Source organism: Janthinobacterium sp. GMG1 (genome assembly GCF_034427795.1).
Lineage (GTDB): Bacteria > Pseudomonadota > Gammaproteobacteria > Burkholderiales > Burkholderiaceae_D > Janthinobacterium.
On record NZ_JAXQNT010000002.1, the window covers coordinates 753,861 to 768,995 of the forward strand.

Consider the following 15,135-nt stretch of genomic DNA (forward strand, 5'->3'; position numbering starts at 1 on the left):
AAAAACGCCAACCTGTATGGGTTGGCGTTCTCTTTGAAGCATTCTTGGTGGCCCGGGGCGGAATCGAACCACCGACACAAGGATTTTCAATCCTCTGCTCTACCGACTGAGCTACCAGGCCAAGGCGGCGAATTATAGCAGAAAGACTTTCCACCTGACCAGAGCTGGCTGTGTTCAAATGCAACAGATGGCCAAAACATGGTGTTTTGGCATCCTTGTATGACCTGAAGGGATGTGGCGATGCAGCGACGTATTGGAGTGCAGGGCCTGGCGGTGGCGGGCTTGTTCAGTTTGTTGTGCGGCGCGGCGCGGGCCGATGGGCTGGCCGAATTGAACGCGGCGCTGGCGCGCTTGCAGGGGCAGATGCCGATCAAGGCGCAGGTCGAATCGAAATCCTGGCGCCGCGAGGGCGAGGGCAAGGCGGCGGAAGAGGATAGCGGCCAGGCCACGGTGGCGGTCGAGGGCGGGTCGGCGGGCTTGCAGGTGCTTTACGGTAAGGACTTGCTGGCGAAAGTGGAGGCCGAGCAGCGCGCCAGGGTGAAGGATCCGAAGGTCAAGACGCCGATCGGCTTTGCGCTGGGGGAAATGAAGGCGACGGAGCTGCGTTCCATGGTGTCGGCGGCGGACTCCTTGTCGCGCGAGATCGAGGAAGCCGTGTTCAGCGGCGAAAAAATGGATAGTTACAAGGGCAAGCCGGCGCGGCTGCTCAGCTTTACCTTGTCGCTCGATAAAGTGCCTGAGAAAGACCGCAAGTATGTGAAGAAGTTCGAAGGCGGCCTCGAGGTGTGGATCGCCGCGGACGGCACGCCGCTGGCCAGCCATTTCCATGTGGATGTGAGCGGGCGCGCCTTTGTCGTCATCAGCTTTACGCAAAAGACGGACGAGACGCGCCTGTATGGCGTCAGCGGCGACCATTTATTGTTGCTGCGCAAGGAGAGCAAGAATGCCATGTCGGGCGCGGGCGAGAAAGTGGAAAGCAAGATCGTCAAGACCTTGCAGCTGCAGCCCTGACGTGTTGCAGCAGCACTCGATTACATGGCGGCGCTGCCGCCCAGGCCGCCCTTTTGCAGCACGCAGCGCCCTGCTTCGCAGGTGGCGCCCGGGTCCGTGACGATGGAGCAGGTCGACATCATGCCGTCCGCCTGCTGCTGCTTGCGGCTGGCCTCGGCTTGCGCCTGGGCCAGTGCCTTGAGTTTCTTGCCGTCATTGCCCTTGCTGGACCAGGCCAGGTAGCGCTCGGGGCCGCCGCAAGCCTTGGCGCCGATGGCGATGGTTTGGCATTGCTGGGTGGAATCGCAGGCGGCGGCGCCCACTTCCGCCTGGATTTGCGCCAGCAAGCCGGCATTGCCGGGGGCGGGCGGCGCATCATCTTGCGTGGGGGCGCTGCCGCAGGCGCTGGCGGCCAGCAGCAGGAAGCTGGCGCACGCGGCGCGCAGCAGTGGCAACAGGGTGGGGTAGGTAGGTGTGTGCATGCCTTTATCATGTGCCAGGCTTGCGTAAATGGCAAGCGCGATTCGCACTTGGCCAGAACCTTGATCCCGGTCATTTCCATTGTCAACCCGTCAAAGTTAATATAAATCAACATCCAACCAGCGATGTACGGGTGGCAACCGGGCCGGTGCGCTGCATTCCTGCGCCGGCGCGCGCCGCCGATTCGGGAATGTTTCCAGGAGTTAGACTATGCGCCGCACCCTCTCACCCTTCCTCTTCATCACCAGCCTGGCCTTTGGCGGCGTCCTGCATGCCGCGGAAAAGGAGCCGATCCAGCCCATTGCTGCCGCCAAGGTGGCCAATCCGGCCATGGTCGAGCTGGGCAAGAAGCTGTTTTTTGATCCGCGCCTGTCGCGCTCGGGCTTTATTTCCTGCAACAGCTGCCACAACCTGAGCATGGGCGGCACGGACAATATCAAGACCTCGATCGGGCACAACTGGCAGCGGGGACCCATCAATTCGCCCACGGTGCTCAATTCCAGCATGAACGTGGCGCAATTCTGGGATGGCCGCGCCAAGGATTTGCAGGAACAGGCGGGCGGCCCCATCGCCAATCCCGGCGAGATGGCTTTTACGCACGAGTTGGCCATCGACGTGCTGGCCTCGATTCCCGCCTACCGCGCCGAGTTCCGGCAAGTGTTTGGCCAGGATAAATTGACCATCGAGCAAGTCACGCGCGCCATCGCTGCTTTTGAAGAAGTGCTGGTGACGCCCGGTTCCCGCTTCGATCAATGGCTGTCGGGCAAGAAAAGCGCGTTGACGAAAGACGAGCTGGCCGGCTATCAGCTGTTCAAATCGAGCGGCTGCATCGCCTGTCATAACGGCCCCGCCGTGGGCGGCAACACCTTCCAGAAGATGGGTGTCGTCGAGCCGTACAAGACGGCGATGACGGCGCAGGGACGCTCGGCCGTGACGGGCAAGGATGCGGACCGCTTCAACTTCAAGGTGCCGACCCTGCGCAACGTCGAGCTGACGTATCCCTATTTCCACGATGGCGAAGCGGCAACCCTGACGCAAGCCGTCGACGTGATGGGGCGCTTGCAGCTGGGCCGCACCTTTACGCCCGATGAAAACGCGAAACTGGTGGCCTTCCTGAAAACCCTGACGGGCAAGCAGCCGCACCTCGTGCTGCCGATCTTGCCGCCATCGAGCGATACGACGCCGCGGCCGGTGCCGTTTGACTGACGTCAAGGTAAGCAGCCGGGCATAAAAAATGCCCGCATAACAGCGGGCATCGCGGCTTATTTCAGCGTGCGCTGGAATAATTGGTAAATCCTGCGGTACTCGTCATACCACGCTTCCGGCTGCACGAAGCCGTGGCGCTCCATCGGGTAGCTGGCCATTTCCCAGTTATCCTTTTTCAGTTCGATCAAGCGCTGGGACAGGCGCACGGAATCCTGGTAAAACACGTTGTCGTCGATCATGCCATGGGCGATCAGGAGGTTGCCCGTCAGTTTGTCCGCGTATTCGATCGGTGACGAAATTTTATACGCTTGCGGGTCGACGTCCGGCGTGTTCAGGATATTTGCCGTGTATTCGTGGTTGTAGGTGGTCCAGTCCGTCACGGGACGCAGCGCGGCGCCCGATTTGAAGATGTCCGGCGCACGCATCAGGGCCATCAGGCTCATGAAGCCGCCATAGCTGCCGCCATAGATGCCCACGTTCCGGATGTCGCCCTGGTGCTGCTGCGCCAGCCAGTTGGCGCCGTCGATGAAATCTTCCAGTTCCGGATGGCCCATCTGGCGGTAGATGGCCGTGCGCCAGGCGCTGCCGTAGCCGAGCGAGGCGCGGTAGTCGACGTCGAGCACGATGTAACCCTGCTCCACCAGCAGGTTGTGGAACATCTGTTCGCGGAAATACACGGGATAGCGCTCGGTGACATTCTGCAGGTAGCCGGCGCCGTGCGCGAACATGACGATCGGATAGCGCTTGCCCGCTGCCAGCTGTTTTGGCCGGTACAACTTGGCCCAGATGGGCGCCGCGCCATGCGTGGACGGTACTTGCACCAGTTCCGGCATGACCCAGTTGCGCGCCTTGAAGGCGTCGCTACGCGTATCCGTCAGGACAGTCGCCTTGCCGCCCGTAACGGAAACGGTGGCCAGCTGGGCCGGCATATAGCTGCTTGAATAGCGCAGCAGCAGTTTGCCGTTATCGGGCGACAGGCCGAAGTTTTCCACGCCTTTCAAACTGCTGACTTCGCGCGCGCCGCCATCCCTGGCCGTGCTGGCGCACACTTCATACGTGCCGGGCGCCTGCCGGTTGCACATGAAATAGGCATGCTTGCCGTCGCGGCTCCATTCGACGGAGCTCACTTCCCACTGGCCGCTGGTCAAGGCGCGCGCCGGGGCCGCACCCGTTTTCGTGTACAGGTGGGCGTAGCCGCTTTCCTCGGACAGATACCACAAGGTGGCGTTGTCGGGCAGCCAGCCGAATTCGTCGGCGCGGCGGTTGACCCAGGCCGTATCGCTGATGCGGTGCACGGGCAGCAGGGCGCCGTTGGCCAGGTCGACGTTGGCGAGCCAGCCATCCTTGTTGTCGATGGCGCGGATGCGCACGGCTACGCGCGAACCGTCATCGGTCCAGGCGATGCCGTCGCGCTGGGCATCGATGCGCACGGCACGGTTGCCTTTCAGCAGCGGCAGCTTCTGTTCGGCGCGCAGGGAGGCGAGCGGGTCGGTGGCGATGCCGGGCAGGCTGTCAAAAGCGATCTCGCGCACATGGCCTGTGCGCAGGTCGGCCAGTTTCAGGCTTTGCGCAATCGGCATGTTGCGGCCCACGCGCGTGCGCTCATCGTCCACGTCAGGGTAGCCCGTTTCCGTGACATAGCGGGCCAGCTTGCCCAGCTTGCCCTTTTCGGCAGCCTTGTCTTGCGTGACGAACAGCAGCCAGCGGCCGTCCGGCGACAGGGCGCTGCCGGAAATCGTCACTTTATCGCCCAGGTAGATCGGTTCCGGCGCGCGCGTGGCGTCCAGGCGGCGCTCTTCATGGCGGCGTTCGCGGCTGGCGTCGCGGTCTTCTTTCTGGCGCGCCAGGTTGACGATCAGGCGCAGCTGCAGTTCGCGCAGGGCGTCCGCTTCCGGCTTGGCGTCCGGGTCCTTGGCCGCGCGCAGCAGGGCGACGGGAGCACTCAGGCGCTCCGCGCGGCTCCAGCTGAACCAGTCGCTGCCGCTGCGGTATTGCACGGCGCCGCCGTCGGCGGAATATTGCGGGTCGCTGATGGCGGAGACGCCGCGCGTGATTTGCGTCAAGGCGCCGTTTTTCAGGTCGCGCTCGAACAAGTCGCCGTTGCGCAGCAGGATGGCACGCGTGCCGGCCCGGTTGACGACCATCTGCTGGCCATCGAGGTTGGCCAGCTGCGCATCGTCGACCTTCTTGCCGCTATTGAGTTTGGCGTTCGCGCCTGGCAATTGATACGTGTCGCGCAGGGGCGAGCCGAGGCGTTTTTGCTTGTAGTAGAGCTGGCCATTCCAGCCCCACCATGCCGCTTCGACGGGTGTGCCGATCCAGTCGGGATCGGCCATGGCCTGGTCCAGCGTGATCGGTGTGGGGGCGGTGGTGGTGGGGGCCGCATGGGCGGCGGGCAGCAGAGAGAGCAGCAGCGGCAGCAGGGGAAGAACCAGACGCATCGGGGATCACTTTAATCAAAGGGGATGGTGAAGGTACAGGCTAAGAGGCCGGTATTCTAGCGGAGGAGTTGCGTGCAGGAAATGCCGTAAAGCTAACGCCGTTCGGCCAGCCACGTCATGAAGTCGGGCAAGGGCATGGGCAGCGCATACAGGTAGCCCTGCAAGCCGTCGCAATCGTGGGCGAGCAGGAAATCGGCCTGCTCCTGCGTTTCCACGCCTTCGGCCACGACGCGCAAGCCCAGGTGGCGCGCCATGGCCAGGATCGCTTGCACGATGGCCGTGTCGCGCGCATCGCGCGGCGTGTCGTCGATGAAGCGCTTGTCGATTTTGAGTTCGTACAGCGGCATCGAGGTCAGGTAGGCGAGGCTGGAATAGCCGGTGCCGAAATCGTCGATGGAAAAGCGGATGCCCAGGGCCGCCAGTTCGCGCATGCGCGCCAGCGAGGCGTCGCGCTGGTCGATCAGCAAGCCTTCCGTCAGTTCCAGGATCAGGGCGCCGGCCGGCGTGCCGTGTTCGGCCAGCGCCGCCTGCACGCGGGCGGCGAAATCGGGCTGGCGAAACTGGGCCGGACTCACATTTACCGACAGGGCGACGGGCTGCCCGGCCTGCGCCAGCATGGTCGCCGCGCGGCATGCTTCGCGCAGGGCCCAGTGCCCGAGCCTGACGATCAGTCCCGATTCCTCGGCGATGGGAATGAAGATGCCGGGCGCGATGTACGTGCCGTCCGCCTGCGGCCAGCGCATCAGCAATTCGGCGCCCGTCACCCGGCCGTGGCGGTCGACCTGCGGCTGCACGTGCATGCATAATTCATTGGCAGCGAGGGCGCGCGCCAGTGTCCGTTCCAGGGTCAGGCGGCGCTCCACGCCCGCCTGCATGGCCGCTTCAAAGAAGGCGATGCCGTTGCGTCCTTCCGCCTTGGCGCGGTACATGGCGATGTCCGCTTCGCGCAGCAGGTCGTGCGCCTGCTGGCCCGCTTTCGGCAGCAAGGTCACGCCGATGCTGGCGCTGCAATGATAGGACTGCCCCTCGATATCGAAGTCGCGCGCGATGGCGGCGCGGATTTTCTCGGCCACCTGGGCGGCCGCGCGGGCGGCGCTGTCCAGGTCTTCGGCCAGGTGGGCCAGCAGCACGACGAATTCGTCGCCGCCGATGCGCGCCACCGTGTCGGCCTTGCGCATCAGCTGCGCCAGCCGTTCGCCCGCCAGGCGCAGCAGCGCGTCGCCGGTGGCGTGGCCGCGCGCGTCGTTGATGTGCTTGAAATGGTCGAGATCGATGAACATCAGCGCGCTGATCGTATGGTCGCGCGGCGCGGCGGCCAGCAGGTGAGCGATGCGGTCCATCAGCAGTCGCCGGTTGGGCAGGCCCGTCAGCACGTCGTAGAAGGCCAGGCGGTGGATGTCCGCTTCCGATTTCTTGCGCTCGTCGATTTCGCGCTCGACGGCCACCCAGTGCGTCTGCTTGCCGTCCGCATCCGTGAACGGCACCAGCTCCGCTTCCACCCAGTAGGCCCTGCCGGCCTTGTTGTAGTTCAGCAATTCCGCCCTGGCCGGCTGGGCCTGGGCCATGGCGGCGGCGATGCGCGCCAGTTCGTCCGTATCGGTGGCGGGGCCTTGCTGGAACAGCAGGCTGCGGCCCAGCACCTCGGCGCGCGCATAGCCGCTGCTGCGCTCGAAGGCGTCGTTGACGAAGATGATGCGCGTGGCCGGTGCCGCGCCGGTGGGGGCATCGGCCACTTCGGCGATCATCACCATGTCGTTCAGGCGGGCCAGCGCCGTGGCCGTCAAGCGCAGGTCGGCGTTCAGCTGCGACAGGGCCTGGCTGCTGTGTTCCAGGTGGCGCAGCAGGAAGGCGCAGGACAGGGTCAGCACGGCGGCGATGAACAGGAAGTTCAGGGCCACGATCAGCGCCCGCAGCACGGGGGAGTCGGGCACGCCCTGCACGTGCAGCGCGACGTCGGGATGCAGGCCGAGGACAAAGATGGTCAGCGAAGTCAGGGCCAGGGTCGACAAGGCGGGCCGCATCCCCAGCAGCAGGGCCGCCAGCACGGGCATGAGCATCATGTAGATCTGGCTGACGGGGCCGATTTTCAGCAGCAGGCCCACGCCCACCAGGTAGGCGACGATGAGGAATTGCCACACGCGCCAGCGGTAGGGCATGGCGCGCCAATGCCAGATGACGCCGATCCAGCCGATGGCCAGCACGTCGAGGATGACTATGGACCAGATAGCTTCGCGCGCGGCCAGCAGGGCGCTGGGGATGGCAGTGACGATGCCCAGCAGCAGCACCACCTGCAACAGGCGCGCAAAAATCTGTCCGCGCCAGTGCGCGAGATCGTTTGACACGGCCACGCTGCCGTCCTTTCCCCAGGGAGCTGTGCTGCCGAGCTGAGCAGTATGGTAAAAATATTACGCGGTATCTTTCTGCATGTCATCTTGATCATTCGGCATGATTGACTGCGCGACCACCTTCCGCTGCCGGCCAGTAGTGGCTATCCGGCGTGTCCCGCGCGCCGAAGATGGCCTGGCCGACCCGCACGACGGTGGCGCCTTCCTCGATGGCGATTTCATAATCGCCGGACATGCCCATCGACAGTTCGTCGAGCCTGACGCCATCGGGGATCTCCTGGCGCAGCCGGTCGCGCAATTCGCGCAGCAGCACGAAGCAGCGGCGCACGCGCACGGCTTCCGCCAACAACAGGGCCAAGGTCATGAGTCCGCGCACCCGCAGCGCCGGGAAGGCGGGCAGCTGGCGCAGGAAAGCGGCCACCTCGTCCGGTGGCAAACCGTATTTGCTCGCTTCTCCCGAAGTGTTCACTTGCACGAACACATCGAGCCCGCGCCCTTCCGCTTGCAGGCGCCGTTCCAGCGCCTCGGCCACGCGCAGGCTGTCGAGCGCCTGGAATTCGCTGGCAAAGCGCGCCACCAGCTTGGCCTTGTTGGTCTGCAAATGGCCGATCACCGACCATTGCAGGTCGGCCAGATCCGCCATCGCTTCCCATTTGCGGCCCGCTTCCTGCGGCTTGTTTTCTCCCAGCAGGCGGCAACCGGCGGCATAGGCCAGGCGCAGGCTCGCTTCGGGCTTGGTCTTGCTGACGGGCAGCAGGCGCACGCTGGCCGGATCGCGCCCGACTCGCAGGCATGCGGCCGCCATGCGGGCATGCACTGCCGCCAGGTTGCGGCGGAAGTCGTCCACCGACACGGCTTGCGGCCAGCGCCCGTGCTGTTCGTGCATGGTGGGAGTGAGCAGGAGAGTGTCGTTGTGCATGTGTCAGCCTTGTATTCGCTTTATGGGCGGCAAGAGTCGCCGCAGTGATGTATTATTGTCCTATGCCAAAATATATCATGACTGAGACTATCGTGAAAATCACAGGGAAAACCGCGGCGGAGCTGTTCGACAGCATCCGCGCGCTGACGCAGGCGGGCGAATTGGCGCCGGGCCAGGAGCTGCCGACCGTGCGCGAGCTGGCCGCGACCTTGGGCGTCAACCGCAATACCGTGTCGCTGGCGTACCAGCGCCTGGTGACGGCCGGGATCGCGGTCACGCAAGGGCGCCTGGGCACGGCCATCCGCGCGCAGCGCGATCCCGGTGAGCAGGAAGGCCTGCTGCCTGGCTCACCGCTGGCCGACCTGGGCGGCGGCAATCCGAATCTTGCCTGGCTGCCCGATGTCGGCGCGGCCCTGGCGCGCAAGCCATACCGTCCGCGCCTGTATGGCGAAGCCACCGTGGACCCGCAGCTTGAAGCCCTGGCGCGGCGCTGGATGGCCGGCGATTGCCCCGAGGGGCACGACATCACCCTGACGAATGGTGCGGTCGATGCGGTCGAGCGCCTCTTGGGGGCGTATCTGGTCGCGGGCGACAAGGTGGCCGTGGAAGACCCGTGTTTCATCAGCAGCATCAACACCTTGCGCAGCGCCGGGCTGCACGCCGTTGGCGTGGCGGTCGATGCCGAGGGCATGCAGGCCGGGGCGCTGGAACGGGCGCTGGCGCAAGGCGCGCAAGCCGTCATCGTGACGCCGCGCGCGCACAATCCGACCGGCTGCAGCCTGAGCGCGGCGCGTGCGGAGCAGCTGTGCGCCGTGCTGGCCGCCTACCCGCATGTGCTGGTCATCGTCGACGACCATTTCTCGCTGCTGTCCGTCGCCGGCTACCAGGATGTGATCCCGCCTGCGGCCCGGCGCTGGGCGCTGATCCGTTCAGTGTCGAAGATCTTCGGCCCCGACCTGCGCCTGGCCGTTGTCGCCAGCGACGGGCCGACCGCCCAGCGCCTGCGTCTGCGCCTGGCGCCCGGCACGAACTGGGTCAGCCATCTCTTGCAGGATGCCGTGAGCGCCTGCCTGTCGTCGCCCGACGTGTCCGCACAAGTGGTCCTGGCCCGCGCCGACTATGCGCGCCGCCGCGACATGATGGCGGCGGCGCTGGCGGCGCACGGCCTGGTCTGCGCCAGTCCCGCCGATGGCCTGAACCTGTGGCTGCCACTGCCGGATAGCAGCCAGGCGGCCGTGCTGGCGCTGGCCCGGCATGGCTGGCTGGTGCGCGGCGGCGAAGCTTTCGGCGTGCAGGTGTTGGCGCAGGGATTGCGGATCACCGTGTCGACCATCGATGAAGCTGGCGCGCAGGCGTTCGCCGCGGTGCTGGCCCAGGTGCTGGGCCAGCCATAGTTTTTTAATTCCTCGCCACAGAAAGGGAACATCATGAAAGTCCATTTCATCGTGCATGAAGCGTTCGAGGCGCCGGGCGCCTATGAGACATGGGTGCGTGAGCGGGGCCACGAGGCCACGTATTCCCGCGTCCATGCCCATGAGCCGTTGCCTCGCTCCATCGCGGACATCGACTTGCTGGTCGTCATGGGCGGGCCGCAGTCGCCGTCGACGACGCGCGAGGAATGCCCGCATTTCGACGCCGCAGCCGAACAGGCCCTGATAGCCGCCTATGCCGCGGCAGGCAAGGCCGTCGTCGGCGTTTGCCTGGGCGCGCAGCTGATCGGCGCAGCCCTGGGAGCGCGCCATGCGCACAGCCCAGAAAAGGAGATCGGCAAGTTCCCCATCGTGCTGACGGCAGACGGAAAGGCGAACGACAAGTTCAAGCATGTCGGCGATGTCCTGGAAAGCGGGCATTGGCACAGCGACATGCCGGGGCTGACCGACAGCGCGAAGGTCATCGCCTATAGCCAGGGCTGCCCCCGCCAGATCATCGAATACGGCAATCTGGTATACGGCTTCCAGTGCCATATGGAGTTCACGCCGGAGGTGATCGAGCTGCTGATCGCCGCGTCAGAAACGGAACTGGCCACGCTCGCGTCGCACCGCTTCGTGCAGCAGCCAGCGACCCTGCGCGCCCACGACTGGCAAGCCATGAACGGCCAGCTGTTTGTTTTCCTTGACCGGCTGATGCAGGCGTACGCAGCGCAATAAAAAAAGGCTCTGTCATCGGCAAGTAGGGGAAATGCCGGAATCTTCCTGTGACCGTGCTGTCTGACTCTGCATACCCACCCTGCAGGAGCAGATCATGCGGCCAGCCGAATGGATCACCTTGATTGCGCAGTTTGCTCAGCTGAGCCAACGTCAGCGGCAGGCAGGCATTGCCCTGTTGCGTGGCAACTCTCCGCAAGACGCGACCGTCGCGCTGCTAGAAAGTGTGGCCCAACCGCGATTGGCCTGTCCCGCTTGCCATTCAGACCAATTGCACCGGCATGGCCATGCGCACGGTTTGCAGCGCTACCGCTGCATGTCCTGCGGCCGCACCTTCAATGCCTTGACTGGCACGCCGCTGGCCCGCTTGCGCCACAAGGCGCTGTGGCTCGACTACGCCGATTGCCTTCTGGCATCGGATTCCGTGCGCAAGGCGGCGTTACAGCTGGGCGTACACCGTAACACTACGTTCCGCTGGCGCCACCGGTTTTTGTCGTTGGCAAAGACGGACAGACCGCATGGTCTGCACGGCATTGCCGAAGCCGACGAGTTATATCTGCTGGAATCGGAAAAGGGATCCAGAAACATGACGCGTCCGGCGCGCCGCCGGGGCGGCCATGCCCACAAGCGCGGCATTTCCAATGAACAGGTCTGCATCCTGGTGGCACGCGACCGCACGGGGCAGACGCTCGATTTTGTCACGGGAAAAGGGGCGTTGACGAAAGCGCAGCTGCATCATTGCTTGTTACCCGTTATCGACAAGGACGTGCTGCTGGTGACCGATGGCCATGCCGCCTACCGGGCCTTTGCGAGGGAAGCGGGCATCAGCCACCAGGCCGTCAACTTGCGCGCCGGCATCCGCGTGCAGGGCGCCGCCCATGTGCAGAACGTCAATGCCTATCACAGCCGTTTGCGGCAATGGCTGGGTCCGTTTCATGGCGTGGCGACGCGCTACCTGCCGAACTACCTGGGATGGCGCTGGATACTCGACGCCAGGCGTATCCGCTCACCGGAAACGTTATTGAAAGCAACGCTGGGCGCATTCCCACATTTGACGGTGACATAGCCATGCAAAACGGGGCGCGCCAGGACGGAAGTCCCGGAGCGCCCCGTTGGCGGGCCGCGTTCGCTTATCTGGCCGTGACGGTGATCGGCACGCTCAGTTGCGCCGTCAAGCCGTTATTGTCCAGCGCCACGACCTTCAGCGTGTAGCTGCCCGTCACCGGCAGGGGCCAGCGGGCCGTGATGGTCATGCCGCTCATGGAAAACTGCATGCCCAGCGGCGCGCCGGTGATCGAGATCCACAGCGCGTTCGCGCCCGGCGCCGTCAGCACGATGCTGCCGCTCATGGCCTTGCCCGCCACGCCCGTCATGGCGGCGGCGCTGATCGTGGGGCCGGTGGCGGCGATTTTTACCGTCGCCACGGCCTGACCCGTCAAGCCCGTCTTGCTGTCTTTGGCGATGACGGTCACGCTGTAGCTGCCCAGCACGGGACTGGCCCAGCTGATGACGCCGGCGGCATTGATGCTCATGCCGGACGGCGCGCCCGACAGGCTGTAGCTGACGGGGTTGGGTGCCACCGTCGTGGCCGTGAACGACAGGGCCACGCCTGGCTTGCCGCTGACGCTGGCGACTGTCACCACGGGCGGCAGCGGGGCGGCGATGGCCACTGTATAGATGCCTTTGCCGCTCAGGCCAGTCTTGCTGTCCTTGGCCGTGACGGTGACGGCATAGGTGCCGGCCACGGGCGCGGCCCAGCTCACCAGCCCGGCGCTGCTGATGCTCATGCCGGCCGGTGCGCCGGCGAGCGTGTAGCTGACGGGATTGGGGGCGGAGACGCTGACATTGAACGCCAGCGCCGTGCCTACCTTGCCCGTGATGGCGCCGGTGCCGACGACGGGCGGCGCAACGGGGGTAATGACGATGGCGTACACGCCCTGGCCGCTGAGGCCGCTGACGCTATCCCTGGCCACCATGGTCACGGCATACGTGCCCGCGATGGGGGCGGCCCAGCTGACCACGCCCGTGGCGGCGATGTTCATGCCGGCCGGCGCGCCCAGCATGGTATAGCTGAGGGGATTGGCGGCGCTGGCCGAGACGGTGAACGACAGCGGCTTGCCGGCTGCGCCGCTGATGCTGGCTGGCGCCACCACGGGGGCGGCCGGTGCGATCTGCGTGCCAGACAGGCTGGCCAGCAGGCTTTTCACGTTGGGCGTGCCCAGGCCGCCCAGCGGGTCGTAGCCGACCCTGGCCGTGCACACGCCGCAGGTGCCGTTGCTGCCGCGCGTGATGTCGGCAAAGCTGCTGGCGAAGGTGCCGGGCACGCTGGCGATCTGGCCGTACAGCATGCTGTGCGGCAAGCCGAGCGCCGTCTTCGCCTGCAGCGCGCGGCTGGCGTTGGCGATGGCGACGAGGCCGGCCCATTGCGGCGTGGACAGGCTGGTGCCGCCGATGCTGAGCCAGCTGGCGGTGCTGCTGCCCGGTGTCATCACGGCCGTGTACTGGCCCGTGGCGGGATCGGCATTGAAGGCCACGTCGGCCACGTTGCGGCGCAGCAAGTTGGTCAGGCCGGGCACGCTGGCTGTCTGGTAGCTGGGCAATGCCGTATAGGCGCTGATGCCGCCACCCGTGCCGGACCAGGCCGTTTCGCTGCGCACGCCGCTGCCGCTGTAGCTGAGCGTGGTGCCGCCCACGGCCAGCACGTTGGACGATACGGAAGGCCAGGACACGCCGCTGCCCGAGTCGCCCGTGGCGGCCAGGTAGCTCATGTTCTTGCCCGTGAAGGCGCTGTCGACTGAAGCCGTCCAGTTGCCTTCGGCAGCGCCAAAGCTCATCGACACGACGCCAGGCCCCATCAGGTTGGCCAGGCGCACGGCGCCCAGCAGGCTGTTGATGGACGCGTCGGGCGCCTCGATCAGCACGATGCGCGCCAGCGGCGCCGTGGCATGCGCCCACTGCACGTCGAGCGCGATTTCCATGGCCCAGCCCGAGTTATAGGCGGGCGCCGTGGCCGTCATGGTGCTCGATGGCGTGTTGTAGACAACGGAAAATTCACAGCCGCTGGCCGGGGCGGGCGGCAGCGGCAGGGTGGCATTCGTGGCGATGGCCTTGGTGGTGCAGCCTGGCAAACCGAATTTCTGGTTGAAGATGGCCAGTTCGGCGGCCGCGTTCGGGTTGTGCATGGCATCGACGATGTAGATCGTCTGCCCCGCGCCCAGCTGGGCCGCCTGGGCTGGCGTCAGCGCCGTGCCGGCCGCCGGCAGGGCGGGCAAGTCGTAGGCGGCGCGGATTTGCGCGGGAGAATAGGTCGCCACCACGCTGCTGCCGGCCATGGGCGCGGCGATGTCGCTCGCGCCGCCATCGAGCAAGGGCGCGATGTCTTGCACGGCCTGTTCCGCGACGGCGATTTTTTGCGCCGTCAGGCGGCGCGTGCCCACTTCCGTCATGGCGCCGGGCACGCGCTGCAAATGCGGCCGCCAGTGGGCCGAGCCGCTGCTGTTGGCGCTGTCGCGCCCGTCAGGCGTATCGAGCAGGGCCGGGGCCGCATGGAACATCGGCTGCACCACCAGCGCGCCGACGGCGGCGGGGATGACGGGAACCTCGACAGTGAACTGTGTCGCCGCCGTGGCGATGGCGGCAGGCGGCGTCGAGGTCTCCTGGCCGGGGCCGCACGCGGCCAGCAGGAGGGCGGCAGAAGCACCGAGCAGCAGGCGCCCGTGACGGGGATGCGGGGGAATGCATTTTTTCATGGCGAAATTCTCCGAGTTGGGCGAGGGCCACATCTCGACAATGCATCCAGGCTGGCGCCGCGCGCTGGCGGTCCCGGCCCTGCATTGGCAGCCCCGCTGCCATGGCGCTTGCGCGCGGTAGGCCGGTGGCTTTGCGTCCCCGCCTTTCGACGGGTTTGCCCTCAAAACTGATCATGCATCATTGGGAATTTCCTGATGCGCCATCAATTCTAGTGAATTTGCCAAATAAGTGTTAACTATTTTAAATCAATATTTTTATTTATGCAATAAAATGTGGCAAATTTACCTATTGATGAATGGAATCTTGTCAGCTTGATTAAGTCTTAAAAGCAAGGTTATCAGGGGTGTATCGATGCATGACAGTGTTTTTTCACAATCACGGTGCTTGTCTTTCTGAGGAATAACGAATTTAACGAATTTATTGAATGTGCGATGTGCCCAGCTTCAATCCTCGAACACCATGCCTTGATACGGCGCTGCGCGGCAGGCGGCCAGCCGCTGCGCAAGACTGCCCGCATGGGCTTCGAGCTGGTGGCCGTCCGGATCGAGAAAATACAGGGAATCGCCGGCGCTGCGGTTTTGCTGCCATTCGGGCACGCCGGCGGCGCGCAGGCGGGCGGCAAAGGCAGGAAAGTCTTGCTGGGAAATGGAAAACGCGTAATGCGTGTAGGCGGGGCTGGCCAGCGCAGCCGCGTCTTGCCCGTCCAGCGACAGGCACAGCCACAAGTCCCCGGCCGACAGATACGCCCCCCTGTCCCAGCGCGCATGCAGGCGCAGACCCAGCATGTCGCGGTAAAAGACGACGCTGCGCGCCAGGTCGCGCACGGACAGGGTGAGGTGATTCAGACCGGTCAACATGGT

Annotated in this window: 11 protein-coding genes, 1 tRNA gene and 1 riboswitch; of the genes, 5 read left to right on the forward strand and 7 right to left on the reverse strand. The window is 65.2% G+C overall.

Translation table 11 applies throughout. The features are described 5' to 3' along the window. Positions 1–45 precede the first annotated feature (45 nt). Positions 46–121 (reverse strand) — tRNA-Phe (locus SJI03_RS08415). Between the two features lie 119 nt (positions 122–240). Between SJI03_RS08415 and SJI03_RS08420 the strand changes: the two genes are divergently transcribed. Continuing rightward, positions 241–1,011, forward strand: coding sequence for a hypothetical protein (locus SJI03_RS08420; RefSeq protein ID WP_322426806.1), 771 nt, complete (start codon positions 241–243; stop codon positions 1,009–1,011). A 20-nt stretch (positions 1,012–1,031) separates the two neighbouring features. Here the strand turns inward: SJI03_RS08420 and SJI03_RS08425 are convergent, their stop codons facing one another. After that, positions 1,032–1,472, reverse strand: a complete 441-nt coding sequence (locus SJI03_RS08425) for a hypothetical protein (RefSeq protein ID WP_322426807.1) — start codon at positions 1,470–1,472, stop codon at positions 1,032–1,034. A gap of 208 nt (positions 1,473–1,680) precedes the next feature. On the opposite strand from SJI03_RS08425, the gene SJI03_RS08430 reads away from it, so the two are divergent. Then, positions 1,681–2,676, forward strand: a complete 996-nt coding sequence (locus SJI03_RS08430; RefSeq protein ID WP_322426808.1) for a cytochrome-c peroxidase — start codon at positions 1,681–1,683, stop codon at positions 2,674–2,676. A 56-nt stretch (positions 2,677–2,732) separates the two neighbouring features. Here the strand turns inward: SJI03_RS08430 and SJI03_RS08435 are convergent, their stop codons facing one another. The 3 genes from SJI03_RS08435 to SJI03_RS08445 all read right to left on the reverse strand — a co-directional run bounded on the left by SJI03_RS08435 (position 2,733) and on the right by SJI03_RS08445 (position 8,381). Next, entirely contained in the window at positions 2,733–5,117 is a 2,385-nt protein-coding gene (locus SJI03_RS08435; RefSeq protein WP_322426809.1) for a S9 family peptidase, read from the reverse strand. A gap of 92 nt (positions 5,118–5,209) precedes the next feature. Then, on the reverse strand, positions 5,210–7,459 hold the full coding sequence (locus SJI03_RS08440; protein ID WP_322426810.1) for a putative bifunctional diguanylate cyclase/phosphodiesterase: 2,250 nt from the start codon (positions 7,457–7,459) through the stop codon (positions 5,210–5,212). Between the two features lie 94 nt (positions 7,460–7,553). After that, positions 7,554–8,381, reverse strand: a complete 828-nt coding sequence (locus SJI03_RS08445) for a YggS family pyridoxal phosphate-dependent enzyme (RefSeq protein ID WP_322426811.1) — start codon at positions 8,379–8,381, stop codon at positions 7,554–7,556. Between the two features lie 92 nt (positions 8,382–8,473). On the opposite strand from SJI03_RS08445, the gene ptsJ reads away from it, so the two are divergent. From ptsJ to SJI03_RS08460, 3 genes are all read left to right on the forward strand, one after another. Beyond that, positions 8,474–9,775 (forward strand): transcriptional regulator PtsJ, encoded by a 1,302-nt coding sequence (gene ptsJ, locus SJI03_RS08450; RefSeq protein ID WP_322426886.1) that lies wholly within the window; start codon positions 8,474–8,476, stop codon positions 9,773–9,775. A gap of 33 nt (positions 9,776–9,808) precedes the next feature. After that, complete coding sequence (locus tag SJI03_RS08455; protein ID WP_322426812.1) at positions 9,809–10,528, forward strand: glutamine amidotransferase-related protein; 720 nt, start codon at positions 9,809–9,811, stop codon at positions 10,526–10,528. 94 nt (positions 10,529–10,622) lie between these two features. Then, entirely contained in the window at positions 10,623–11,591 is a 969-nt protein-coding gene (locus SJI03_RS08460; protein ID WP_322426813.1) for an IS1595 family transposase, read from the forward strand. Positions 11,592–11,655: 64 nt separating this feature from the next. On the opposite strand, the gene SJI03_RS08465 is transcribed toward SJI03_RS08460, so the two are convergent. Both SJI03_RS08465 and fos read right to left on the reverse strand, forming a co-directional pair. Further along, entirely contained in the window at positions 11,656–14,274 is a 2,619-nt protein-coding gene (locus tag SJI03_RS08465; protein WP_322426814.1) for a S53 family peptidase, read from the reverse strand. Positions 14,275–14,357: 83 nt separating this feature from the next. Beyond that, positions 14,358–14,444: riboswitch (cyclic di-GMP riboswitch) on the reverse strand. Positions 14,445–14,718: 274 nt separating this feature from the next. Next, positions 14,719–15,132, reverse strand: a complete 414-nt coding sequence (fos, locus tag SJI03_RS08470) for a fosfomycin resistance glutathione transferase (RefSeq protein ID WP_322426887.1) — start codon at positions 15,130–15,132, stop codon at positions 14,719–14,721. Positions 15,133–15,135: the final 3 nt, after the last annotated feature.